The sequence below is a fragment of the Pseudomonadota bacterium genome (genome assembly GCA_039024915.1).
Taxonomy (GTDB): domain Bacteria; phylum Pseudomonadota; class Alphaproteobacteria; order Rhizobiales; family MH13; genus MH13.
The window spans coordinates 117,580-137,498 of the sequence record JBCCPK010000005.1 but is presented as its reverse complement, the minus strand read 5'-3'; the positions used below and the strand labels follow the sequence as shown (position 1 = coordinate 137,498).

The window sequence follows — 19,919 nt, the reverse complement described above, 5'->3', positions numbered from 1 at the left end:
CTTTATCCCTGTCTGCCGAAACTAGCGTTGGCTGGAGAAGGTGAAGGCGGCCTGAAGGGCATACATCACACGGTCCAGAAGGAAGCCGATGATGCCGATGGTGAGGACCGCGACGATGATCTTTGCGAGGGAGGAGGAGGACCCGTTCTGGAACTCATCCCAGACGAATTTGCCCAGGCCAGGGTTCTGCGAGAGCATCTCGGCGGCAATCAGCACCATCCAGCCCACACCAAGTGACAGGCGCAGACCGGTGAATATGAGCGGCAGGGCGGACGGCAGAACCAGTTTGGTGACGGTTTTCCACGTCGGTAGCTGGAGCACGCGACCAACATTCATCAGGTCCTTATCGACCGAGGAAACGCCTAGGGCGGTGTTGATGAGTGTCGGCCAGAGCGAGCACAACGTCACGGTGATGGCGGAGATCACCAGTGACTTTGGAAGCGGCTCAACGACATTGATGTAGGTTGCGGAGACCACCATGGTTACGATCGGCAACCAAGCCAGCGGTGAGACTGGTTTGAAAATCTGAATAAGCGGGTTGATCGCGCCATTGACGGTACGCGATAGGCCAGACGCGATCCCCAACGGCACCGCGATCACCGTTGCTAAGAGGAAGCCTACGGTAACGGTCCACAGGGAGGTAAAAATCTGGTCATAGTACGTGGCTTGGCCGGTGTACTGCCGCTCGCGGACACGGTCCTCGCGACCGGCCGCGATCAGCTCGGCATTGCGTGCTTCCTGGCGCTCGTAAAAGGCTGCCGCGCGCTCTTTCTGGGCCAGATAGCTCTCGTGCAGCCCGACCGCCTCGTCCCAGACCTGCGCAGGACCGGGGATGGCGCCAAGTGAGGTCTGGACCTGCGGCGCAAGGGTGGCCCAGGCGGCAAGGAACAAGCCGATGCCGATAAGTGGCACAACCAGCAGCTGCCAAAGCTCGCGCATCTGATATTTGGGGCTGTCACCAGCGGCGATCTTGAGGATCGGCACAAGCCAGCCAAGACCAAGAATATTGAGATAGCCACCGGCTTTGGTGATGGCAGCGAAGCGAGCCTCTTTTTTGGCCTCGCGGACCGCCGCATCATCTGTTGCAGCGTCAAATTCTGAAGCGGTGGTCATGGTCTCACGTCCTCGGGAAGGGAAAGGGGGAGTGGCGGGATTTGGATCAAAGTGTGTGGAGCGCGAACGGGGCCGCGCCCCACCGAAGAAAGGTGCCGTGATCAGTTCGTCACAACATCTGCGCCAACCACGCGCTCGTCGTCGCGCAAGCCGATGGGCAGAGCTTCGAGATAAGCGTTGGGCTGGCGTCCGTCGTAGGTGATGCCGTCGATGAACTCGTCCGTCGGCTCACGGTAACCGTCCGTGTCCCAAGGGAAGTCCTCTTCAGAGACGAGACCCTCATCGACCAACATACGGGCGGCTTCGAGATAGATGTCTGGACGGTAGACCGACCGAGCAACCTCATCATACCAGCTGTCCGGCATTTGTTCGGCGATCTGACCCCAACGACGCATTTGCGTGAGGTACCAGACGGCATCCGAATAGTAGGGGTAGGTCGCGTAGTACCGGAAGAAGACGTTGAAGTCCGGGATTTCCCGAACATCGCCTTTTTCGAACTCGAAGGTGCCGGTCATGGAGGCCGCGATCACTTCCTCATCGGCGCCGACATATTGCGGCATCGACAGCATAGCGACGGCTTCCTCACGGTTGGCATTGTCGTTTTCGTCGAGCCACTGCGCGGCACGGATCAGCGCTTTTGTGATAGCCAACGTTGTGTTCGGGTTTTCCTCGGCGAACTCGGCGGTGATGCCGAAAACCTTCTCGGGATTGTTTTTCCACAGCTGATAATCGGTAATCACAGGAACACCGATGCCGCGGAACACGGCTTGCTGGTTCCACGGTTCACCCACCGCGTACCCGTAGATGGTGCCAGCTTCGAGGGTAGCGGGCATTTGCGGTGGGGGCGTCACGGAAAGAAAGGCATCGGCCTGTATTTGGCCGGTTACGTCCTCCGGCGAATAGTAACCCGGGTGTACACCGCCAGCAGCGAGCCAGTAACGCAGCTCGTAGTTGTGCGTCGAAACCGGGAAGACCATGCCCATATTGAAGGGACGCCCCTCATCGCGGAACTGTTCAATCACCGGTAGGAGCGCTTCGGCTGAAATCGGGTGTTGTGGGCGACCATCATCCATGGATGGGATATGCGGACGCATAAGGTCCCATACCTCGTTGGAAACGGTGATCCCGTTGCCGTTCAAGTCCATCGAAAACGGGGTGATAATGTGTGCCTCGGTCCCGTAACCGATGGTCGCGGCGAGTGGCTGCCCGGCGAGCATGTGCGCTCCCTGAAGCCGACCGTCGATCACACCGTCGAGCAAAACTTTCCAGTTGGCTTGCGCTTCCAAGGTGACGAACAGACCTTCGTCCTCGAAATAGCCAAGCTCGTAAGCCACCGCGAGCGGCGCCATATCGGTCAGCTTGATGAAGCCGAACGTTAGATCTTCAATTTCAAGATCAAGAAATTCAGCCTGCGCGGGCGCCGTTAAAGCGATGGCGCTGGCACCAATGAGGCTGGCAAACGCGACGGCCCGAGACGTCGAGCGCGTGGCCTGCCATGCAAGGTTTAGGGGGGACATGTCGCAATTCCTTTTTGGAGTTGGTTCCGGCGATCCGTCCCTTGCAACTCCAATCCCGCACAGCAAAAAACGCCGCTAACCAACATTTACGCTCTGTAAAGAAGCGCTTGTTGGGTTGGCGACGTTGCCGACGAGGTCGGATTGCAAAGACCGGGATTGTCAGCGCCATTGCTGACAGAAAGACGATGGCAGCTAGATTAGAATGATAACAGATCAAATATTCATCATTTGCTGCAACGCAGTGCACCTTTTGTGTGCGCTGCAATGCGCCACCTGAGGACTTCCCTTACGTCTGGTGAGCCGAATAAAGACATCACGTCACTGAAACATTCAGACCGAGGCCGGAGAAGTAGCCTGGAAGATCATCTGGGTCGAAAAGTCGTTGATCAAACAAGGTTGTATCGGCCTCCAAAGCCTCCAGGCTCCGAGCTCCCAAAGCATTTTCAGCTGGACCGAACAGCGCGCTGCCCAACAATGGAATTGTCGCGAATGCTTTTCGATAGATGTCTGGTCTGTAAGCTTTTTTCGCGGCGAGGGCGTTCACCTCTGAATGGTCAATCTGCCTCCACCTCACCATTTGTGCATAAAACCACAGTGCTTGGGAGCGCCATGGATAGGTGGCCCGATGGGGGTCGAAAAGCAGGTGGTTCTCGACCGGCGCTTCGCCGACGCCGAGGATAAGTCCGCGCAGCGTTCGGCCAATAATTCCAGCGTCAATACCGAGGTATTTCTCATCGCTCAATAATTGAGCAAGCTCGTCCGTGTTGTCCGGATTGCTGCACCAAGCCGCCGCATGAATGAGCATCTGTACGAGTGTAGAAACCGTTTGTGGGTTCTCATCTGCCCAATGCTCGCGCACTGCGAGAACCTTTTCCGGTCCCTGTCGCCACAAGTCAGCCTTCAAAGCGACGATATGGCTATGGCCGACTTCGAAGCTGATGCTGCTCCATGGCGCTCCTACGCAGGAGCCGTCGATCTGGCCGTCGGCCAGGGCGTCCACCATCAGGGGTGGCGGTACGATTGTCAGGTTGACGTCTGTATCGGGGTTGATTCCGGCTGATGCAAGCCAGTAGCGCAGCTCATAGCTGTGCGTGGAAAACGGGTAGACGCTTGCGAAGGTAAGCGCGGGTTCTCCTGCGCTGGCGCGTTTGCGAATAATCTTCGCCAAGGCGACTGCCGACGTTGCGGGGTTGCGAACCATGTCCGCACTCCAGCCGACATCATGCATCTCCTGATAGAGCTCAGTTGAAACGGAGATGGCGTTGCCGTTCATCGAAAGGCCGGCAGGCGCAATCATGGGTGCCTTTGCGTTGCCCAGGCCCAACTGGGATGCGATTACAATGGGCGATAGCATATGGGCGCAATCGACATCGCCCACGCTGAGGCGGTCGCGTACTGCTGCCCAAGATGTCGATCGGCTCAATTGCAGGTCGATATCATGGGCCCGCGCGACACCGATTTCGCGCGCAACGATAAGCGGAGCAGCGTCGACCAGTGGAATAAAGCCAGCGCGTAAGGTTACTTGGGTCATGGTCGGCGCTCACCTTGTTCGCCTTTGGGTGTGTCTGGGACTTCCAGCAGCTCGATCGATGTCACGAGGGCCTGCGCGATTTGGGCGATGCGCTTGCCCTGAGCCATGGCGGTGCTGCGAAGGCGAGCATAGGCTTCGTCTTCCGAAAGTCCGGCGTTCTTCATGAGGTGACGTTTCGCCTGGTCGATGACTGTGCGTTCCTCTAGTGCCGCTTTGGTGGATGCAAGCTCTTCTTGTAGGCGGTTGAAGGCTTTGAAGCGTGCGATCGTCATGTTGAGGATCGGCTTCATGCGCTCCTTTTTGAGGCCATCGACAATGTAGGCGGAAACCCCGGCCTCAACTGCCTGATTGATCGTATCGTCGTCGGATTGATCGACAAACATTGCGATCGGTCGCTGAACGAAGCGTGAGACCTCGAACATTTGTTCCAAGACATCGCGGCTGGGGTTTTCCAGATCAATAAAGATGGCGTCCGGGTCCAGCTCAACGATGCGTTTGAGCAGGTTGCGGGTGTCTGCAATGACCGTGACATTGCCATAACCGGCGTCTCGAAGACCTTCTGACAGGATGGACGCACGAATGGCGTTCTCATCAATGATCAGAATACGCAGCTCATCCATTGCGATCGACAACACCTTCCCGATGTCGGCAGCCGTCGCAAGAAATGCGCCAGTCGGATGCGGCCTCGCTCGCTTCCCCCTCCTGGTCCCGAGCGTTGCTAGCTCTGTAGCGGGATCATAAGGCGGCGATGGTCAACAGGAAGCGTGCTGGACCGCCGTGCGCCTTCAGGCTGTGGGGCAAATGTGCGGGAAACTCGATCCAGTCGCCCGCTTGCAGCGCGATGGTGCGCCCGGCCAATGCCAAATCGATCGAGCCCTCGACGACAAACATGCCTTGATGTCCAGCCCGTGGTTCGGTTTGCGTGGGTTGATCATCTGGCGGCAGCTCGATGAAGAAGGTGTCTGCCGTCTGCGCAAGCTTCGACAGCCCAGTGTAGCGGTAGCGAACGGACCCATTCTGCGTCACAGCGTCAAGGGAGCGCTCGTCTTTGCGGATGATCGTAATCCAGTCATTGGGAACTTCGTGGCCGGTCAACCGGGTTGCCGGCACCTCCAGGGCGTCCGCGAGCCGCGCCAGCGCAGCGGGCGATAACGACTTCTCCCCGCGTTCGAAGCGCGAAAGATGGCCTTTGGACAGACCGGCCGCAGAACTTATGTCGTCAAGGGTCAAGCCGAGATCGAGACGCAGTGTGCGTGCCGTCATGCCGACATCATGACTGCCTATCGGCGGGTTGGTTCCAGAAGGCGTTGGAGCAGACGGTTCCATTTCCACATCATGCCATACAGTGCCGTTAAACGGTAGGGTGGTGGTTCGGCGGGCGTGAACGATGCACGAGCTCGTCGCCCAACTGGACCGTCCCACCCTCAATCACCCGCGCCGTCATCCCGCCGTGCCCGCGCATAGCAGCGTAACCACCATGGCCGAGCTCCTGTTCCATCCGGCTACACGGTGCGCACGGTCCTGTGATTTCGAGGCTGACAGGGCCGACCGATATCACCTCGCCGCGCAGTGCTAGGAGGTTGATCCCCTCGATGACCAGATTGCGGCGCAAACGCTCTGGGGCGATTGGTGGTGCTCCCAAAAAAGCTCCGATCACTGAAAGATGCTCCGCTTGAATCAGCGTGACAGCACGCTTGCCGGCGTTGGAATGGTCCCCTTTGAGGCCTACCTCTGTTAGCCTGGCCTGCTCGACAATGGCCATGGGCGCGCGGCGTTCGGGGCGCAGTCCGATCCACGCAACGCGTCCCGGTCGCGCAAAGCGATGCAGCAGTTCGGCGAGGCGGCTTTCCAAGTTCTACAGCTCGATGGTTTGCGCCGAAACATTGCTCGATACCGAGGCAACGGTCAGCTTGGCGGCTTCGCCTGCTTGTTGGCGGACATATACTGCGGCGACGCCGCCGATCAGTGGGATCGTCGATGGGCCGTTGATTTGGGCCTCTCCGTCCACCATCAAAGTAAGTTGATCCATGGCGAAGGGCAGGCGGTTTCCGACTTGGTCGCGCAGGGTGAAGCGGATCAGCCTGTCATGGTATGCATCTTGGGCGCGGATGATCGCAGAGACATCGGAATCGAGCTTGGTGGGCAAGGGGCTCGCCACATAGCGGCGCTCGATGACCACCTCGCCATCGACGCTCCCGCAGATGACGCCATCGCGCCAACTGTCGCCCCAAGCGATCCGGTCGACCGGGTTGAGGTCCTCATCTGTAATGATCACTGGCGGATAGGGCAGATGCGGGAAGGTCTCGCGAGCCGGCTTAAACCGTAGAGGGCTGTCATCGCCATAGTGGAAGGTTATGGCATCGCAGTTGGTCAGGATGATCAGCGGGAAGATGCCGCCCACTTTTCTGTCTCCGAAGGACCAGTGGGTGGCCGGTTCGAGGATCGGTTTCACGCGCGGGTCGAAGCCCTGGCTGGCATAGACGTGCGCGGCGAACTTCGGCGCGCGGCCCATGGTCATGACGCCATGGTAGCAGATGCGGTCACCGGATCCGAAATCGGCGTGGGTGTTGTAATCGGTCATGCACCAACCGATGGATCCGGAGATCGCTGGGTCGCCATAGGCCGCATTAAGCACCTCCAAATGGCGGCGCACATGTTCCTCCTGCCGCTCTTCGCCGTCGAAGACTTTGGTCGGGTACATGTGCCCATTGTACTCGGTGACGAGATAAGGCACCGGCTCGGACAGCCCCGTTACCTCTTCGCGCGAGCGCAGCGGTGTGCGGGGTCGGCCCTGCTGGCTTTGCAAGAAGCCCGGCAGGTGCTCCTCGCCCAGCACGAAGTCGTTCATCGTGTAGACGTCTTCAAGCAGCGTGGAATCGGGGATGCAGCGGACGCCGCCGGTCTGGCGGGTAGGATCGAGCGACCGCGCCATGGCGTTGGTCTCGGTGTAGAACGCATCATCATCAGGCGACTCGTTGATGCGCACCCCCCACAGGATGATCGAGGGGTGATTCCAGTCGCGGCGGATCATGGTTGCGACATTGGCGATGCTCTGCGCCTTGAAGACATCGCCGCCAATGTGCTGCCAGCCGGGTATCTCTTCGAACACGAGCAGACCGATCTCGTCGCAGCGGTCGAGAAAGGCCTTCGACTGCGGATAGTGCGAGGTGCGCACGAGATTGACGCCAAGCTCGAACTTCAAGATGTCCGCATCGCGCGCCTGCGCTTCAGGGCCGAGCGCGTAGCCGACATGTGGGAAGCTCTGGTGGCGGTTGAGGCCTACGATCTGAAGCCGCTCGCCATTGAGGAAGAAACCATCAGGGCGGAAGTGCGCCTCGCGGATGCCGAAACGGGTGCTGAAGCTGTACCCATTCGAAAGTGAGACCGTAAGCCGATAGAGACACGGACTATCGATGGACCATCGCTGTGGATCGGTGATCGCAGGGAGCGCGTCGTCGAGCGGTCCAACGTCGGTTTCGCAGATGAGATAACCCGATGGCCCTTCGAGGCGCGCCCGGATCGTTGGGGCCCCGCCTCGCCGGGCGCGTTCCGGGTCGTATCCACGCAGCTGGATAGAATAGCGCGGCTTGGGCGCTGCTCCCAACGGGTCGTCGACCTCCACCTTAACGGTATCAATCCAGGTATTGGGGCGCCGATCGAGCCAGACATCGCGATAGAGGCCGGCGTAAGTCAGATAATCAATGCGGCCGCCAAAGGGCGGGATTTCACCGTTTTCGGTGCCATTGACACGCACGGTCAGCAGATTGTCGCCGTCGGAGAGATGTGGGGTCAGATTGGCTTCGAAGGGCGTATAGCCGTCGCGGTGCGTTGCAACCAAGTGCCCGTTGAGCCAGACATGGGTGTCTGCCATAGCCGCTTCGAAAACAACGAACAGCGGGTCCGCGCCGAGATCAGCTGGCCGCTCGACGGTTCGCTGATAGGTGAAGGAACGCTGGTAGAGCGTCTCATCGCCATAGTTCCATGGTAGCTCAACCGCGGTATGGGGAAGAGCAACCGGTGTGCCGCTTAGCGATGACCGGGTCCACGCCTCCTCAAAACCGGGCTTAAAGACCCAGCCTTCGGTCAGGCGCTTTCGAGAGTACATGCGGTCAGCGTTCCTGAAGTGCCAGGCGAACGCCCAGCGCACAATAGATGCCGCCAACAACCTTGCCCTGCCATCTCGAAATGGTCGGATTGCGCCGGAGGAACGACCCAAGCGAGCCGGCGGACAACGCAAAGATAACCGTGCTCAGGAGGCCGAGCAGAACGAGAAGCACGCCAAAGACGCTCAGCTGAAAGGCGATAAAACCATGCGCTGGTTCGACGAATTGAGGCAGGAAGGCGAGAAAGAAAAGTGCCGTTTTGGGGTTTAGCACCTCCGCCAAAATGGCCTGTCTGAACGCTGTGCCAGCCGTCAGAGAGGGCATGCCAGTCGCAAGCTGAGGTGTTGTGCGGTCGAGAATGGCACGGATGCCAAGATAGACCAGATACGCTGCGCCAAGATACTTGATCAGTGAGAACAGAAAAGCCGAAGCCATGATGATGGCCGAGAGGCCAACAACGGCCATCGCTGTATGGATGAGATCTCCCACTGCAATTCCGGAGGCGGTCGCAAGCCCGACGCGCGTGCCTGAACTCGTTGCGCGAGCGACAGTCAAAATGGTTGCCGGGCCGGGGATGAACACGAAACCCAGCACTATGGCGCAGTAGGTCAGGAGCGTCGTGGGCTCGATCACCATGGCGTCGCCTCTTTTTGCTAGCGCACGCGCTGGCCGTCAGCAGAGAACAAAAACGCGCGCTCAGGCGGAACGCCGACCGAGAAAATCGCCCCATGTTGCGCGTTGCGTCCCGAAGCGGTCTCGATCGTTAGACTCTCACCTTGGCCTGACGCTGCGTAGATAAAACTCTCGCCTCCAAGATGCTCTGCGACGTCGACCTTTAATTCGAGTTCAGTGCCGCCTTCCATACTGAGATGCTCCGGGCGGATCCCGACCTTGCATGTATCTCCGTTGGATAGGGTCTGGCCGCCGACATCAAGCTTGATCTGTTGGTCGCCTTGCTTTGTAAGCTTCACGGTAATGCCCCCGTCGGTTCCGACAACTTCGCCTTCAAGGAAGTTCATGCGCGGAGAGCCAATAAAGCCAGCGACGAATTCGTTATCGGGATCATCATACAGGTGGAGCGGGGCACCAACCTGCTCAATGTAGCCACCGCGCAGCACAACAATCTTATCAGCGAGCGTCATGGCCTCTGTCTGATCGTGGGTCACGTAGATCATGGTTGCCGCTTCCATCTCATTGTGCAGGCGAGCGATCTCGACCCGCATGGCAACCCGCAACTCGGCGTCGAGGTTCGATAGCGGTTCATCGAACAAGAAGACATCGGGGTTGCGTACGATGGCCCGGCCGATGGCCACCCGCTGGCGCTGACCGCCGGACAGCGCAGCCGGCTTGCGCTTGAGAAGGGCATCAAGCTGCAGGATCTCGGCGGCGTTGTTCACCGCCTTGTCAATCTCGGCCTTGGGGTGGCCGTTCATGCGCAGGCCGAAGGACATGTTCTCTTCGACCGTCATGTGTGGATACAGGGCGTAGGTCTGAAAAACCATCGCGACACCCCGTTCTGCTGGATCGACATCATTGACCGTTCGCGTACCGATCGCGACGCTACCACCGGTAATCTTCTCAAGACCGGCGATCATTCGCAGCAGGGTTGATTTCCCGCAGCCTGAAGGGCCGACGAACACAACGAACTCGCCTTCGTCGATATCGAGGTCGACACCGTGGATGACGTCCACTGGCCCGTAGCTCTTTTTCACACCGCGTAAGGTCAATCCGGCCATTGTTGGTATCCTTCTTTGCTCAGATCAGCGTGGGCGCCATGCGCATCGCCGCGTCCGCAGCGATTGTCTCGGCGGCTTGCTTGAGAGTGGGGGCCAGCGCTTCGAGTGCCGGCAGGTCGTCAATCGATCCCGGACCGGTCGCCGATAGCCCACCGTAAAGATCACCGGCCTGGGAAAGGACCGGTACGGCGATGCAGATGATGCCCGGCTCATGTTCTTCCCGGTCGTAGGCGTGACCGCGGGCGCGAACACTCTCAAGTTCATCGCGCAAACTTTGAGGGTCGGTGAGCGTGTGAGGCGTGTACTGGCGGAAAGACTGTTCGCCGATCACGTCGTCCAATATTTCGGGCGGCAGGTGCGCCATCATCGCTTTGCCCACCCCGGTGCAAAAAGCCGGACCAACTTTGCCCGGGCGCGAGAACATGGCGAGGCTCCGCGAGCCTATGCGTTTGTCGAGATACAGCACCTGTCCGTTATCGAGCTGCGCAAGATGGATGGTTGTCTTGAGATCCGCGTGGAGCGCGTCCAGTACCGGACGCGCCGCTTCGGTCAGTGAGCCATGTGCCCAGGCGGCATGCGCAAGACGCATGAGACGCGGGCCCAACTGGTACGCTCCCGTTTGGGCGTTAACGACCAACAGGCGCTCGTCAACAAGGCTGCGTAGCATCCGGTGCAATGTCGCTTTGGGGAAAGGCAGCCGCGCGTTGAGGTCCGAGAAGCGAAGGGGCTGTTCAGCTTCCGCGAACGCATCGAGCAGGATGAGTGCCTTGGTGACAGGACCATCACCCGGCGCTAATGGCGTTGGCGTAGGGCCAGCTGGCGCTTCGGAGCTGCCCGCATGCCCTTTCTCCCCGGCGATCGACCCTAGCCGTGCCATCGTCTGCGCCTCCCGTTCGGCAGTGCCGGCCTCGTTTGATGGACCGCCATCCGCTTGACAGACGGTATGCAAAGATGCCTATCATTTCAACCACCAAAACAAAGTTCCGTTGAGTGGAACCAATCTCGGTTTGATTTGGCGCTCTTTGTAACGGTACAACCAACGACGTTCGCGCCCGGCCCATTGTAAATGGACGAGGCGACAAGCCGAAAAGGCGTGAACGTTTGGGAGAAACACAGTGGACGATCAAAGCGGTGGTGCACACACCGGACGTTCGCATGGGAGGAACCACATGAACCGCACCCTCAAAGCATCCGTGTTGGGCGTCGCCGCGCTCGGCCTGATGTCGACTTCAGCGCTGGCGCTGGAAGGCACGCTTCGCATTATCTCTGACATGTCCAACCCCGCGCCGCGCGCGGTGATGGAAGGCTTGGCAGCCGAGTTTGACGAGATGCACCCTGATCTGACGGTGGAACTCGAAATCGTTGACCGCGAGGCATGGAAAACGCAAATCCGTAATGCCCTGTCCGCAAACCCGCCGGATGTTGTCAACTGGTATGCCGCCAACCGCATGCTGCCTTACGTCAATGCTGGTCTGTTCATGGATGTGTCCGACCTGTGGGATGAGCCGGAGTTTGCTGCGCTCGCTTCCACCGAGGGCGCGATGACAATCGACGGCAAGCAGTGGGGTGTGCCGTACACCTACTATCAGTGGGGCGTTTACTACCGCGAGGACATCTTCAACGAGTTGGGTCTGTCCGAGCCAGCCACGTGGGAAGAAGAGCTCGCCAACTGCCAGGCGATCCTCGATTCAGGCCGCAAGTGCTACACGATCGGCACCAAGTTCCTTTGGACCGCCGGTGGCTGGTTTGATTACATCAACTCGCGCACCAACGGTTATGACTTCCATATCGCGCTGGCTCGCGGTGAAGTCGAATGGACCGATCCGCGTGTCCGCCAGACCTTCGAGAATTGGCGTCAGCTCATCGATATGGGTGCGTTCATCGACGATCACCAGACCTACTCCTGGCAGGAAGCGCTGCCGTTCATCCTGGAAGGCGAAGCAACCGCCTATCTGATGGGTAACTTCGCCGTTGCCGCGATGCGCGACGGTGGTCTCGACGACTCCATGCTCGACTTCTACCAGTTCCCTGTGATCAACCCGAATGTCGACTTCGCTGAAGACGCGCCGACCGATACGTTCCATATCGCCTCTGGCGCGCAGAACGTGGAAGCGGCGAAAGAGTTCCTGCGTTTTGTCACCTCACCGGACGTGCAGACCCGCATCAATGGCGGCGACGCGCTCGGTCAGCTGCCGGTGAATGCCAACTCGTCGGTTGCCGATGATGAGTTCATTCAGCAGGGCTTTGAGATGCTCTCAAACAATGCTGGTGGCGGCATTATGCAATTCTTCGACCGCGACTTCCCCGCTGAAATGGCGTCTGTTGGCATGGAAGGTTTACAGGAGTTCATGGTGTTTCCGGATAATCTGGACGACATCCTCGAGCGCCTGGAAGACGCGCGCCAGCGTATCTACGAGTAAGAAGAGACTTTGCCCCATCCCGGCTCAGCCGGGATGGGGTTTTCGTCTGGCAGGATGCCCGCAAGCTGACACGAAAGTCGTCTTCGGAGCATTCTGCAGCCCGCAAAAAAGCGCCCCATAAGAACGGCGTGGGGACCCGTAAAAATTCTGGGTCGGGGAGGAATGAGATGGCGACTGTCACGGCAAGCTCGGGCGATGCTACCGGCGCGCGGCGCGGTTGGTACAAGCGCAACGAAATCGCATTGACACCATGGCTCTTCCTGATCCCTGGTATCTTGTTTTTCGCCGTTTACGTCATCATTCCGATCTTCCAGTCGGTCTGGATCTCTTTCCACGAATGGGATGGTTTGGGCACGATGGAGTGGGTTGGCACGGCCAACTACGAGCGCCTGCTCACCGACGACCGCAAGTTTGATGTTTCTTTCTGGAACAATGTCAGATGGCTGTTCCTGTATTTGCTGGCAATTCCAGCGGGCTTGTTCATCGCTCTGTTTCTCAATCAGACAGTGTTCGGAATTCGGCTGTACAAATCACTGTTTTTCTTCCCCTTTGTGATCAGCCAGGTTGTCGTGGGCCTGGTGTTCTCTTGGTTCTATCTCCCGCGTGAGGGCCTGCTGAACGCGCTGCTTGCCGTGTTTGGCATGGGGCCTGTGAACATTCTTGGCGACCCCAACCTTGCGACTTATGGCATTATCGCCGCGGGGCTCTGGCCTCAGACCGCCTATTGCATGATCTTATATCTGACCGGTCTGAATGCCGTGGACCCCGAGCAGGTGGAAGCCGCGCGCCTCGACGGCGCGAAGGGCTGGAAGATGCTGTGGTATGTGATCCTGCCGCAGCTGAAACCGGCGACTTTCATTGCCTTTGTGGTAACGATTATCGGCGCTCTGCGGTCGTTCGACCTGATTTCGGTGATGACCAATGGTGGGCCATTTGGTTCCACGCGAGTTCTCAGCTTCTACATGTTTGAAGAGTCGCTGTCTGAGTTCGGCTTCCGAATGGGCTACGGTGCGGCGATCGCCGTTGTGCTGTTTTTCCTGATGCTCTTCTTCATCGCGTACTTCCTGTACTCGATGTGGCGCGACGAGAAGGGAGCCAGGTAAATGTTTCCCAAACCCATCGAAAACCGCTCGCGCGGCGCACAGATCGGCTACCAGGCGCTGCTGCCGCTCGCTCTGATCTTTTGGCTTTTGCCGTTGATTGCGGTCGCGCTTTTCTCGATCAAGCCCGATGCCGACTTCACGAACGGAAACTATTGGGGCTTGCCGTCGTCGTTTGAGATGTTCACCAACTACGGCAAGGTCTTTTTTGAGAGCGACATGCCGCGCTACATGATCAATTCGTTCTTGATCACCGTCCCCACTGTACTGGGGGCCATCGCTCTGTCGTCGATGACCGGGTTCGCGCTTGGGGTCTACAAGTTCAACGGCAACCTTCTGATCTTTTTCATGTTCATCGCCGGTAATTTTGTGCCGTTCCAGATCCTGATGGTGCCGGTGCGCGACCTGACGGTGAACCTCAATCTCTACGACACCAAGACCGGGCTGATCCTCTTCCACATAGCTTTCCAGACCGGCTTCTGTACGTTGTTCATGCGCAATTTCATCAGGCAACTGCCGTATGAGTTGATTGAAGCGGCGCGGGTCGAAGGTGTCGCCGAATGGCGCATCTTCTGGTTCGTTGTCCTGCCTCTGATGAAACCAGCCCTCGCAGCGCTTGCAGTGCTGATCTTCACGTTCATCTGGAACGACTATTTCTGGGCGGTGGTGTTGACGCAGGGGCCAGATGCGCAGCCTGTGACGGCGGGGATCACAAGTTTCAACTCACAGTTCCGTGCAGCGTATCATTTGATGAGCGCCGGCTCGATTGTCGCCGCGCTCCCGCCGGTGCTGATGTTCTTCCTGATGCAGAAGCACTTCATCGCTGGTCTCACGCTTGGTGCCGTGAAGTAAGAAGGGCACCCACACGTGACACGCAGTTGGCGGCTTGACGACGGGCGCCAGACCATTGTTCTGGCTGCTCATTCCAGTCCGGGCGGTGATCGCCTGCCGGAGGTGGTCTATTGGGGCGCGCCCCTACCTGCGGGCGAAGACCTTGACCTGTTGCATCGCGCGAACGCCATCGATGTGACGGGCGGGATGCTGGACGCCAACCCTGACCTATCGATTTGTCCTGAGGCCACGCGCTCCTTTCCTGGGCAGCCCGGTCTCATTTTGCGCGATAAGGGCGGCACGCCGCTTCTGCCGAAGTTCTGTTTCGCGAGCGACGCGCGAACCGACGACACGCTGGAGCTGGTCTACGAGGATACAACGAGCCTGCTGACCTACACCGCAAGGTTCGCCATCAACCCCAAGAGCCACATCATCACAGCAACAGCGATGCTTGAATCGGCCAGCCCCGTTTATCTGCATTGGCTCGCCGCACCCGTGATCCCCGCTTCGCAGCAGTGCGATGAGATGATCGATTTTGCGGGTCGGTGGTGCGGTGAGTTTCAGATGAACCGAACCGCTTGGTCGCCGGGCATGCGCTACCGCGAGAACCGGACGGGCCGCACCGGGCATGAGCACTTTCCGGGTCTGATCCTGCCCGAGCGGGGCGCGACCAACACGCAAGGTCAGGCTTACGCTTTTCATTATGGCTGGTCGGGTGGCCATAAAATGATCGCCGAAGAGCTGCCCGATGGGCGGCGTCAGGTGCAGTTCGGTCATGCGGCGCGGATGGAGCATGATGCCGATACGCTATTCCGCACCGCGCCGCTTTACATGACCTATTCGGTCGATGGCTTGAACGGCTGCGCGGTTGCTTTTCAACGTCACCTGCGTGACGAGATCGTGACGTGGCCGAAGCCGGGCAAGCCGCGCCCTGTGCATTACAATTGCTGGGAGGCGGTCTACTTTGATCACAAGTTGCCAGAGCTCAAAAACATCGCCGACCGCGCCGCCGCACTGGGCGCGGAACGTTTTGTGCTGGATGATGGTTGGTTTGGCCAGCGCGATGATGACACCACGTCGCTTTCGGACTGGGAGGTTGATCCGCGCAAATATCCTGACGGGCTCGGTCCGCTGATTGGCCACGTTCACGGGCTTGGGATGAGCTTTGGCATCTGGTTCGAGCCTGAGATGATCAATCCTGACAGCGACTTGCATCGCGTGCACCCCGAATGGGCACTCGGCTCCGAGGACCAGACGTTGGGCCGCCAGCAAAAGGCGCTTAATATGGCGCTGCAAGAGGTGCGAGACTTCATCTATGAGCGGATGGCCGCCATTCTCGCCAAATATCCCATCGATTACATCAAGTGGGACCATAACCGCGTGCTGCCCATGCCCGATGCAGCGCAGACGCGCGGGTCCTACGCGCTTATCGACCGTCTGCGAGATGCTTTCCCCGAAGTTGAAATCGAGAGTTGCGCGTCGGGCGGCGGACGGATCGACTTCGGCATTCTCAGCCGGACACACAGGGTTTGGCTGTCGGACTCCAATGACGCCCTTGAGCGACTGAAGATGCAGCATAATGCGGCCTTGTTTCTGCCTATGGCGGTCACCGGTTCGCATGTCGGCCCGCGTCGTTGTCACACCTCTGGTCGGACCCTGGATATCAGCTTCCGCGCCTGGGTTGCGGCACAGCGCCATATGGGATTCGAGATGGATCCTCGGGAGTTGACCGACGAGGAAGCCGCCGTTCTGGGTGAGGTGACGGCGTGGTGGAAGCGGAATCGGGACTGGCTGACCCGCGCCGATATTCTCCGGCTCGATAGCCCCGACCCAGCGGTCGTGGCCGAACAGCAGTTGGCAGAAGATGGCAGCCGCTTTGTTGCCTTTGTTGGAAAATCGGGGACAAGTGCACAGATCGCGCCAAGACCTTTGCGGCTCACGCGGCTGGATCATGAAGCGCGCTACGAGATCAACTTGATCAACCGAGGCAAGGCGGCGGCGCTGTCTCGCGGCTCGCCAGCCGTCAAGCAAGGCCCTATGGTGGTGTCCGGCAGCTATCTGCTGCATCAGGGGCTGATCATGCCGTGGTCATTCCCCGAAACCATGTGGGTCATCGAAGGACGTCGATTGTGATTGAAGTGCTGCCTGTGGGGGCTGAACGGTAATGGAACTTCAAGCGACTTACCGCGATCTTGAAGGCGCGAGCGTCTTTATCACCGGCGGCGGATCAGGCATCGGTGCAGCGCTGACCGAAGGCTTTCTGATGCAAGGCGCGAACGTGGCCTTTGTTCAGCGATCAGATGCAAGCGGTTTTGCTGACGAGATGGCCGACAAGCACGGTAATCGGCCGCATTACATGCAATGCGATATCACCGATATCGCTCGCCTGAAGGCCTGCATTGCCGAAGCGAGCGAGCGGCACGGTCCAGTCACGAAGCTCGTCAATAATGCTGCCAATGACAAGCGCCATGCGACACTGGACGTTGATGAGGAGTTTTATGATTGGTCGGTGGCCATCAACCAAAAGGCCTACTTCTTTGCATGTCAGGCCGTTGCACCGGGCATGAAGGAGGCGGGGGGCGGCTCGATTATCAATTTTTCGTCCATCAGTTACATGATGGGGAATGCAGGTTATGCAATCTACACCTCGTCCAACGCTGCCATCACCGGAATGACGCGGTCGTTCGCTCGGGAGTTCGGACCCGATAGAATTCGGGTCAACGCGCTTGGGCCAGGCTGGGTGCTGACCCAAAAGCAGCTCGACCTTTGGGCGACGCCGGAGGGGCTCGAGGACCATATGGACCGGCAGTGTCTTAAAGAACATCTCAAGCCCGAAGACATTGTTGGCGGGACACTCTTCCTAGCCTCCGATACCTCTAAGATGATGACTGGTCAGATGCTGGTCATTGATGGCGGCGTGGTGGTCACCGGCTGATGGGCGAGGGGCTTTATCCCGACTGGATTGCCGTTGACTGGGGGACCAGCAACTTGCGTGCCTACGCGATGAGCTTTGCGGATGATCGTGCGATGGCTGTGGTTCATGGAGCGGGTATGCGTGCCATTGCGGCCGACTCCACAGTTTCGTTTGAGGGATCGCTTCTGGAAGCCATCGCTCCTTGGATTGATAGTCGTTCGCATCCTGTACCGGTTTTGATGTGCGGAATGGTTGGATCCAAGCAAGGTTGGGTGGAAGCACGTTATCTAGGCCTTCCCGTGGATTTGTCGGCGTTGCCATCGGCGCTGACCCTTGTGGACGCGCACGACAAGCGCCTGCAAGCAGCGATCGTTCCCGGGCTTCGCCAAGAAGAACCGGCCAATATCATGCGTGGCGAGGAAACCCAGCTTGCCGGCTTCAGTCGGGCTGTCGCGGGCTCCGCAAGGGTCTGTTTGCCCGGTACGCACAGCAAATGGGCTCGTCTTGATGATGGGTGGGTCACTGAGTTCAGCACGTGCATGACTGGCGAACTTTTCGACTTGCTCAGTACGCGATCAATTCTGAGCCACTCGGTCGACGCGTCATCCATGCAGGCTGAAGCCTTTATCGCAGCCGTATGCGAAGCCTATCGGGCACCGCAGCGCCTGCTCAGTGCGCTGTTTGGTATCCGCGCAGAGGACATGCTCAACGGCACGGACCCAACGGTCGCCCGCGCGCGGCTGTCTGGTCTTCTGATTGGTGCCGATTTGGCAAGTGCCGGTTTGAACAAGAGCGAGCGAATTGCTCTGATTGGTGCGCGGTCGCTCACACAAGCCTACCAAGACGCCCTTTCAGCTTTGGACTTTGCTGCCGAGGTGCACGACGGTGAAGCCATGGTGCTGGCAGGTTTGAGCGGGATCATGCGCACGATGCGCAAAACGTTGGAAGTTGCATGAGCCAAACGATGCGCCCTTTGGTGGCTATTTTGCGCGGGGTTAGCCCCGATGAAGTTGCCCTGCTTGGCGAAGCTCTGGTTGATGCGGGAATTCGTTGGATCGAGGTGCCGCTGAATTCGCCCGATCCGCTTGACTCGATCACCAAGCTGGTCGCGCGTTTTGGCGAAGCGGCCGTGATAGGGGCGGGCACAGTTGTAACCACCGAAGAGGTTGATGCGGTCGCAGCGACGGGGGCGCGCCTGGTGGTGTCGCCGAATACAAACACGCAAGTCATCGCTCTTACAAAAGCGAACGGCATGGTATCGTTGCCGGGTGTTTTCACCCCGACCGAGTGCTTTGCCGCCCTTGCCGCCGGAGCAGACGGGCTGAAGATTTTTCCCGGCGACATCATGAAGCCCAGCGGTCTTTCGGCTTTGCGCGCAGTGTTGCCGCCGACCGCTACTACCTATGCGGTTGGAGGTGTTACTGCCGAAACCATTCCGCAGTGGCTTGCTGCAGGAGCGTATGGTTTTGGTCTGGGCTCTTCCCTTTTTAGGCCTGGCGATAGTGCAGACGCTGTGGCCGCTCGGGCACGAGAGATCGTGAAGGCGTATGATGACGCCCGCTAAGCAAAGGCGCCGCGCCATGGGGTGGGAATGTCAGGCCACGGGCAGAAAGCAGGGCAATGTTTGAGGGTCTGAAGACGCTGGTGATCCATGGAGAGAGTGGAGACAATAGTGTCTGGAAAAGTGCGTTCGATCCCGCCGATGCGCGCATGGCAGTTGCTGCGCTATTGGTGATGATGATCCGTGTTGACCAACGAGTGACTGCGGAAGAGGAAGCCTGCATCCGAGCGGCCTTGGACAGGGAGTTCTCGGTATCGGGGAAGGATCTGGAAGGTCTCATCAACGAAGCGACCGAAAGAAGTCATGAGGCGGTTGATTTGAACGATTTCACCGCTCGCTTGCGGTACGCCATGACCGATGCCCAATTGTTGGACGTCGTCGAAATGCTGTGGGAAGCCATTCATGCTGATGGGCTGGTGCACGAGTTGGAAGATACGATGATGTGGCGCGTTGCGGAGCTTCTGGGTATCAGCGTTGCGGAGCGAACCGAACTTGGTGAAAAAGTTGCCCGCCGCAGTTTGAAGAGGCGCTTGTAACGGCTGGCGCAAATCCTATCCTCTAAGAACAGTATGGCGCGCTCGGACTAGGACCTGGCAATGTTCGACCAGTTGAAGAAGCTTTTTAGCGCGGAGGTGGAAACACCAGCCGCGTCCTCTGCGTTTGCTTCCGATGATCCTCAAATCGCGGTTGCCGCACTTCTCGTCCACATGATTCGGATTGACGGCATCGTCACAGATGATGAACGCCTTACGATCCGTCGTGCTCTGGACGAGCAGTTTGGTCTATCGGGAGAACAGTTAGAGCAAGTGCTCGACGAAGCGACGCGACGGGACGATGAGGCAGTTGATCTTTATGGCTTCACGTCGACCTTGAAGTACAAGCTGACGGAAGCGCAGCGTGCCGATGTCATCGAGCTCCTGTGGCGGGCCGTTTACGCCGATGGTGTGGTCAACGAGCTTGAAGACAATATGGTCTGGCGCACAGCTGAGTTGCTTGGCGTTTCAACGCGCGAACGAATGGTTCTGAGAAAGAAAGTTGCCGAGGCTGCTGGAAACCCGACCTGAACACTGAATGGCGCGCGCAATCCGCGATC

19 protein-coding genes are annotated in these 19,919 nt (G+C 58.7%); 9 read left to right on the top strand and 10 right to left on the bottom strand.

Going from position 1 to position 19,919, the window contains the following annotated elements:
- Positions 1-21: 21 nt before the first annotated feature.
- From AAF739_11185 to AAF739_11140, 10 genes are all read right to left on the bottom strand, one after another.
- Positions 22-1,113: an ABC transporter permease gene (locus AAF739_11185; GenBank protein ID MEM6383229.1), complete on the bottom strand. Its 1,092-nt coding sequence runs from the start codon at positions 1,111-1,113 to the stop codon at positions 22-24.
- Between the two features lie 101 nt (positions 1,114-1,214).
- Positions 1,215-2,630, bottom strand: a complete 1,416-nt coding sequence (locus AAF739_11180; protein MEM6383228.1) for a CmpA/NrtA family ABC transporter substrate-binding protein — start codon at positions 2,628-2,630, stop codon at positions 1,215-1,217.
- 313 nt (positions 2,631-2,943) lie between these two features.
- Complete coding sequence (locus tag AAF739_11175; GenBank protein MEM6383227.1) at positions 2,944-4,161, bottom strand: CmpA/NrtA family ABC transporter substrate-binding protein; 1,218 nt, start codon at positions 4,159-4,161, stop codon at positions 2,944-2,946.
- Entirely contained in the window at positions 4,158-4,781 is a 624-nt protein-coding gene (locus AAF739_11170; protein MEM6383226.1) for an ANTAR domain-containing protein, read from the bottom strand. The genes AAF739_11175 and AAF739_11170 overlap by 4 nt, the downstream gene beginning before the upstream one ends.
- 115 nt (positions 4,782-4,896) lie before the next feature.
- A complete protein-coding gene (locus tag AAF739_11165) occupies positions 4,897-5,424 on the bottom strand; it encodes an XRE family transcriptional regulator (protein ID MEM6383225.1) in 528 nt (175 codons plus the stop codon).
- An 88-nt stretch (positions 5,425-5,512) separates the two neighbouring features.
- Complete coding sequence (locus AAF739_11160) at positions 5,513-6,013, bottom strand: MOSC domain-containing protein (GenBank protein ID MEM6383224.1); 501 nt, start codon at positions 6,011-6,013, stop codon at positions 5,513-5,515.
- 3 nt (positions 6,014-6,016) lie between these two features.
- Positions 6,017-8,266 (bottom strand): glycoside hydrolase family 2 TIM barrel-domain containing protein, encoded by a 2,250-nt coding sequence (locus tag AAF739_11155; GenBank protein MEM6383223.1) that lies wholly within the window; start codon positions 8,264-8,266, stop codon positions 6,017-6,019.
- A 4-nt stretch (positions 8,267-8,270) separates the two neighbouring features.
- Positions 8,271-8,897, bottom strand: a complete 627-nt coding sequence (locus AAF739_11150; GenBank protein MEM6383222.1) for a LysE family translocator — start codon at positions 8,895-8,897, stop codon at positions 8,271-8,273.
- Between the two features lie 20 nt (positions 8,898-8,917).
- On the bottom strand, positions 8,918-10,000 hold the full coding sequence (ugpC, locus tag AAF739_11145; protein MEM6383221.1) for a sn-glycerol-3-phosphate ABC transporter ATP-binding protein UgpC: 1,083 nt from the start codon (positions 9,998-10,000) through the stop codon (positions 8,918-8,920).
- 19 nt (positions 10,001-10,019) lie between these two features.
- Positions 10,020-10,877: an IclR family transcriptional regulator gene (locus AAF739_11140; protein ID MEM6383220.1), complete on the bottom strand. Its 858-nt coding sequence runs from the start codon at positions 10,875-10,877 to the stop codon at positions 10,020-10,022.
- Between the two features lie 292 nt (positions 10,878-11,169).
- Here AAF739_11140 and AAF739_11135 point away from each other — a divergent pair, with 292 nt between their 5' ends.
- The 9 genes from AAF739_11135 (at position 11,170) to AAF739_11095 (ending at position 19,890) form a co-directional block, all read left to right on the top strand.
- Positions 11,170-12,420 carry an ABC transporter substrate-binding protein gene (locus AAF739_11135; protein MEM6383219.1) on the top strand — a complete coding sequence of 417 codons (1,251 nt, stop codon included), beginning with the start codon at positions 11,170-11,172 and terminating at the stop codon, positions 12,418-12,420.
- A gap of 167 nt (positions 12,421-12,587) precedes the next feature.
- Positions 12,588-13,523, top strand: coding sequence for a sugar ABC transporter permease (locus tag AAF739_11130; protein MEM6383218.1), 936 nt, complete (start codon positions 12,588-12,590; stop codon positions 13,521-13,523).
- The gene (locus tag AAF739_11125; GenBank protein ID MEM6383217.1) at positions 13,524-14,372 is read left to right on the top strand and encodes a carbohydrate ABC transporter permease; all 849 of its coding nucleotides are present in this window, start codon (positions 13,524-13,526) and stop codon (positions 14,370-14,372) included.
- A gap of 15 nt (positions 14,373-14,387) precedes the next feature.
- Positions 14,388-16,484, top strand: coding sequence for an alpha-galactosidase (locus tag AAF739_11120; GenBank protein ID MEM6383216.1), 2,097 nt, complete (start codon positions 14,388-14,390; stop codon positions 16,482-16,484).
- 31 nt (positions 16,485-16,515) lie between these two features.
- On the top strand, positions 16,516-17,286 hold the full coding sequence (locus AAF739_11115) for an SDR family oxidoreductase (GenBank protein ID MEM6383215.1): 771 nt from the start codon (positions 16,516-16,518) through the stop codon (positions 17,284-17,286).
- The gene (locus AAF739_11110; protein ID MEM6383214.1) at positions 17,286-18,221 is read left to right on the top strand and encodes a 2-dehydro-3-deoxygalactonokinase; all 936 of its coding nucleotides are present in this window, start codon (positions 17,286-17,288) and stop codon (positions 18,219-18,221) included. Before AAF739_11115 ends, AAF739_11110 begins: the two co-directional genes overlap by 1 nt.
- A complete protein-coding gene (locus AAF739_11105; protein ID MEM6383213.1) occupies positions 18,218-18,829 on the top strand; it encodes a 2-dehydro-3-deoxy-6-phosphogalactonate aldolase in 612 nt (203 codons plus the stop codon). The genes AAF739_11110 and AAF739_11105 overlap by 4 nt, the downstream gene beginning before the upstream one ends.
- A gap of 56 nt (positions 18,830-18,885) precedes the next feature.
- Positions 18,886-19,362 (top strand): TerB family tellurite resistance protein, encoded by a 477-nt coding sequence (locus AAF739_11100; protein MEM6383212.1) that lies wholly within the window; start codon positions 18,886-18,888, stop codon positions 19,360-19,362.
- A 60-nt stretch (positions 19,363-19,422) separates the two neighbouring features.
- Positions 19,423-19,890: a TerB family tellurite resistance protein gene (locus AAF739_11095; GenBank protein ID MEM6383211.1), complete on the top strand. Its 468-nt coding sequence runs from the start codon at positions 19,423-19,425 to the stop codon at positions 19,888-19,890.
- The last annotated feature ends 29 nt before the right edge of the window (positions 19,891-19,919 follow it).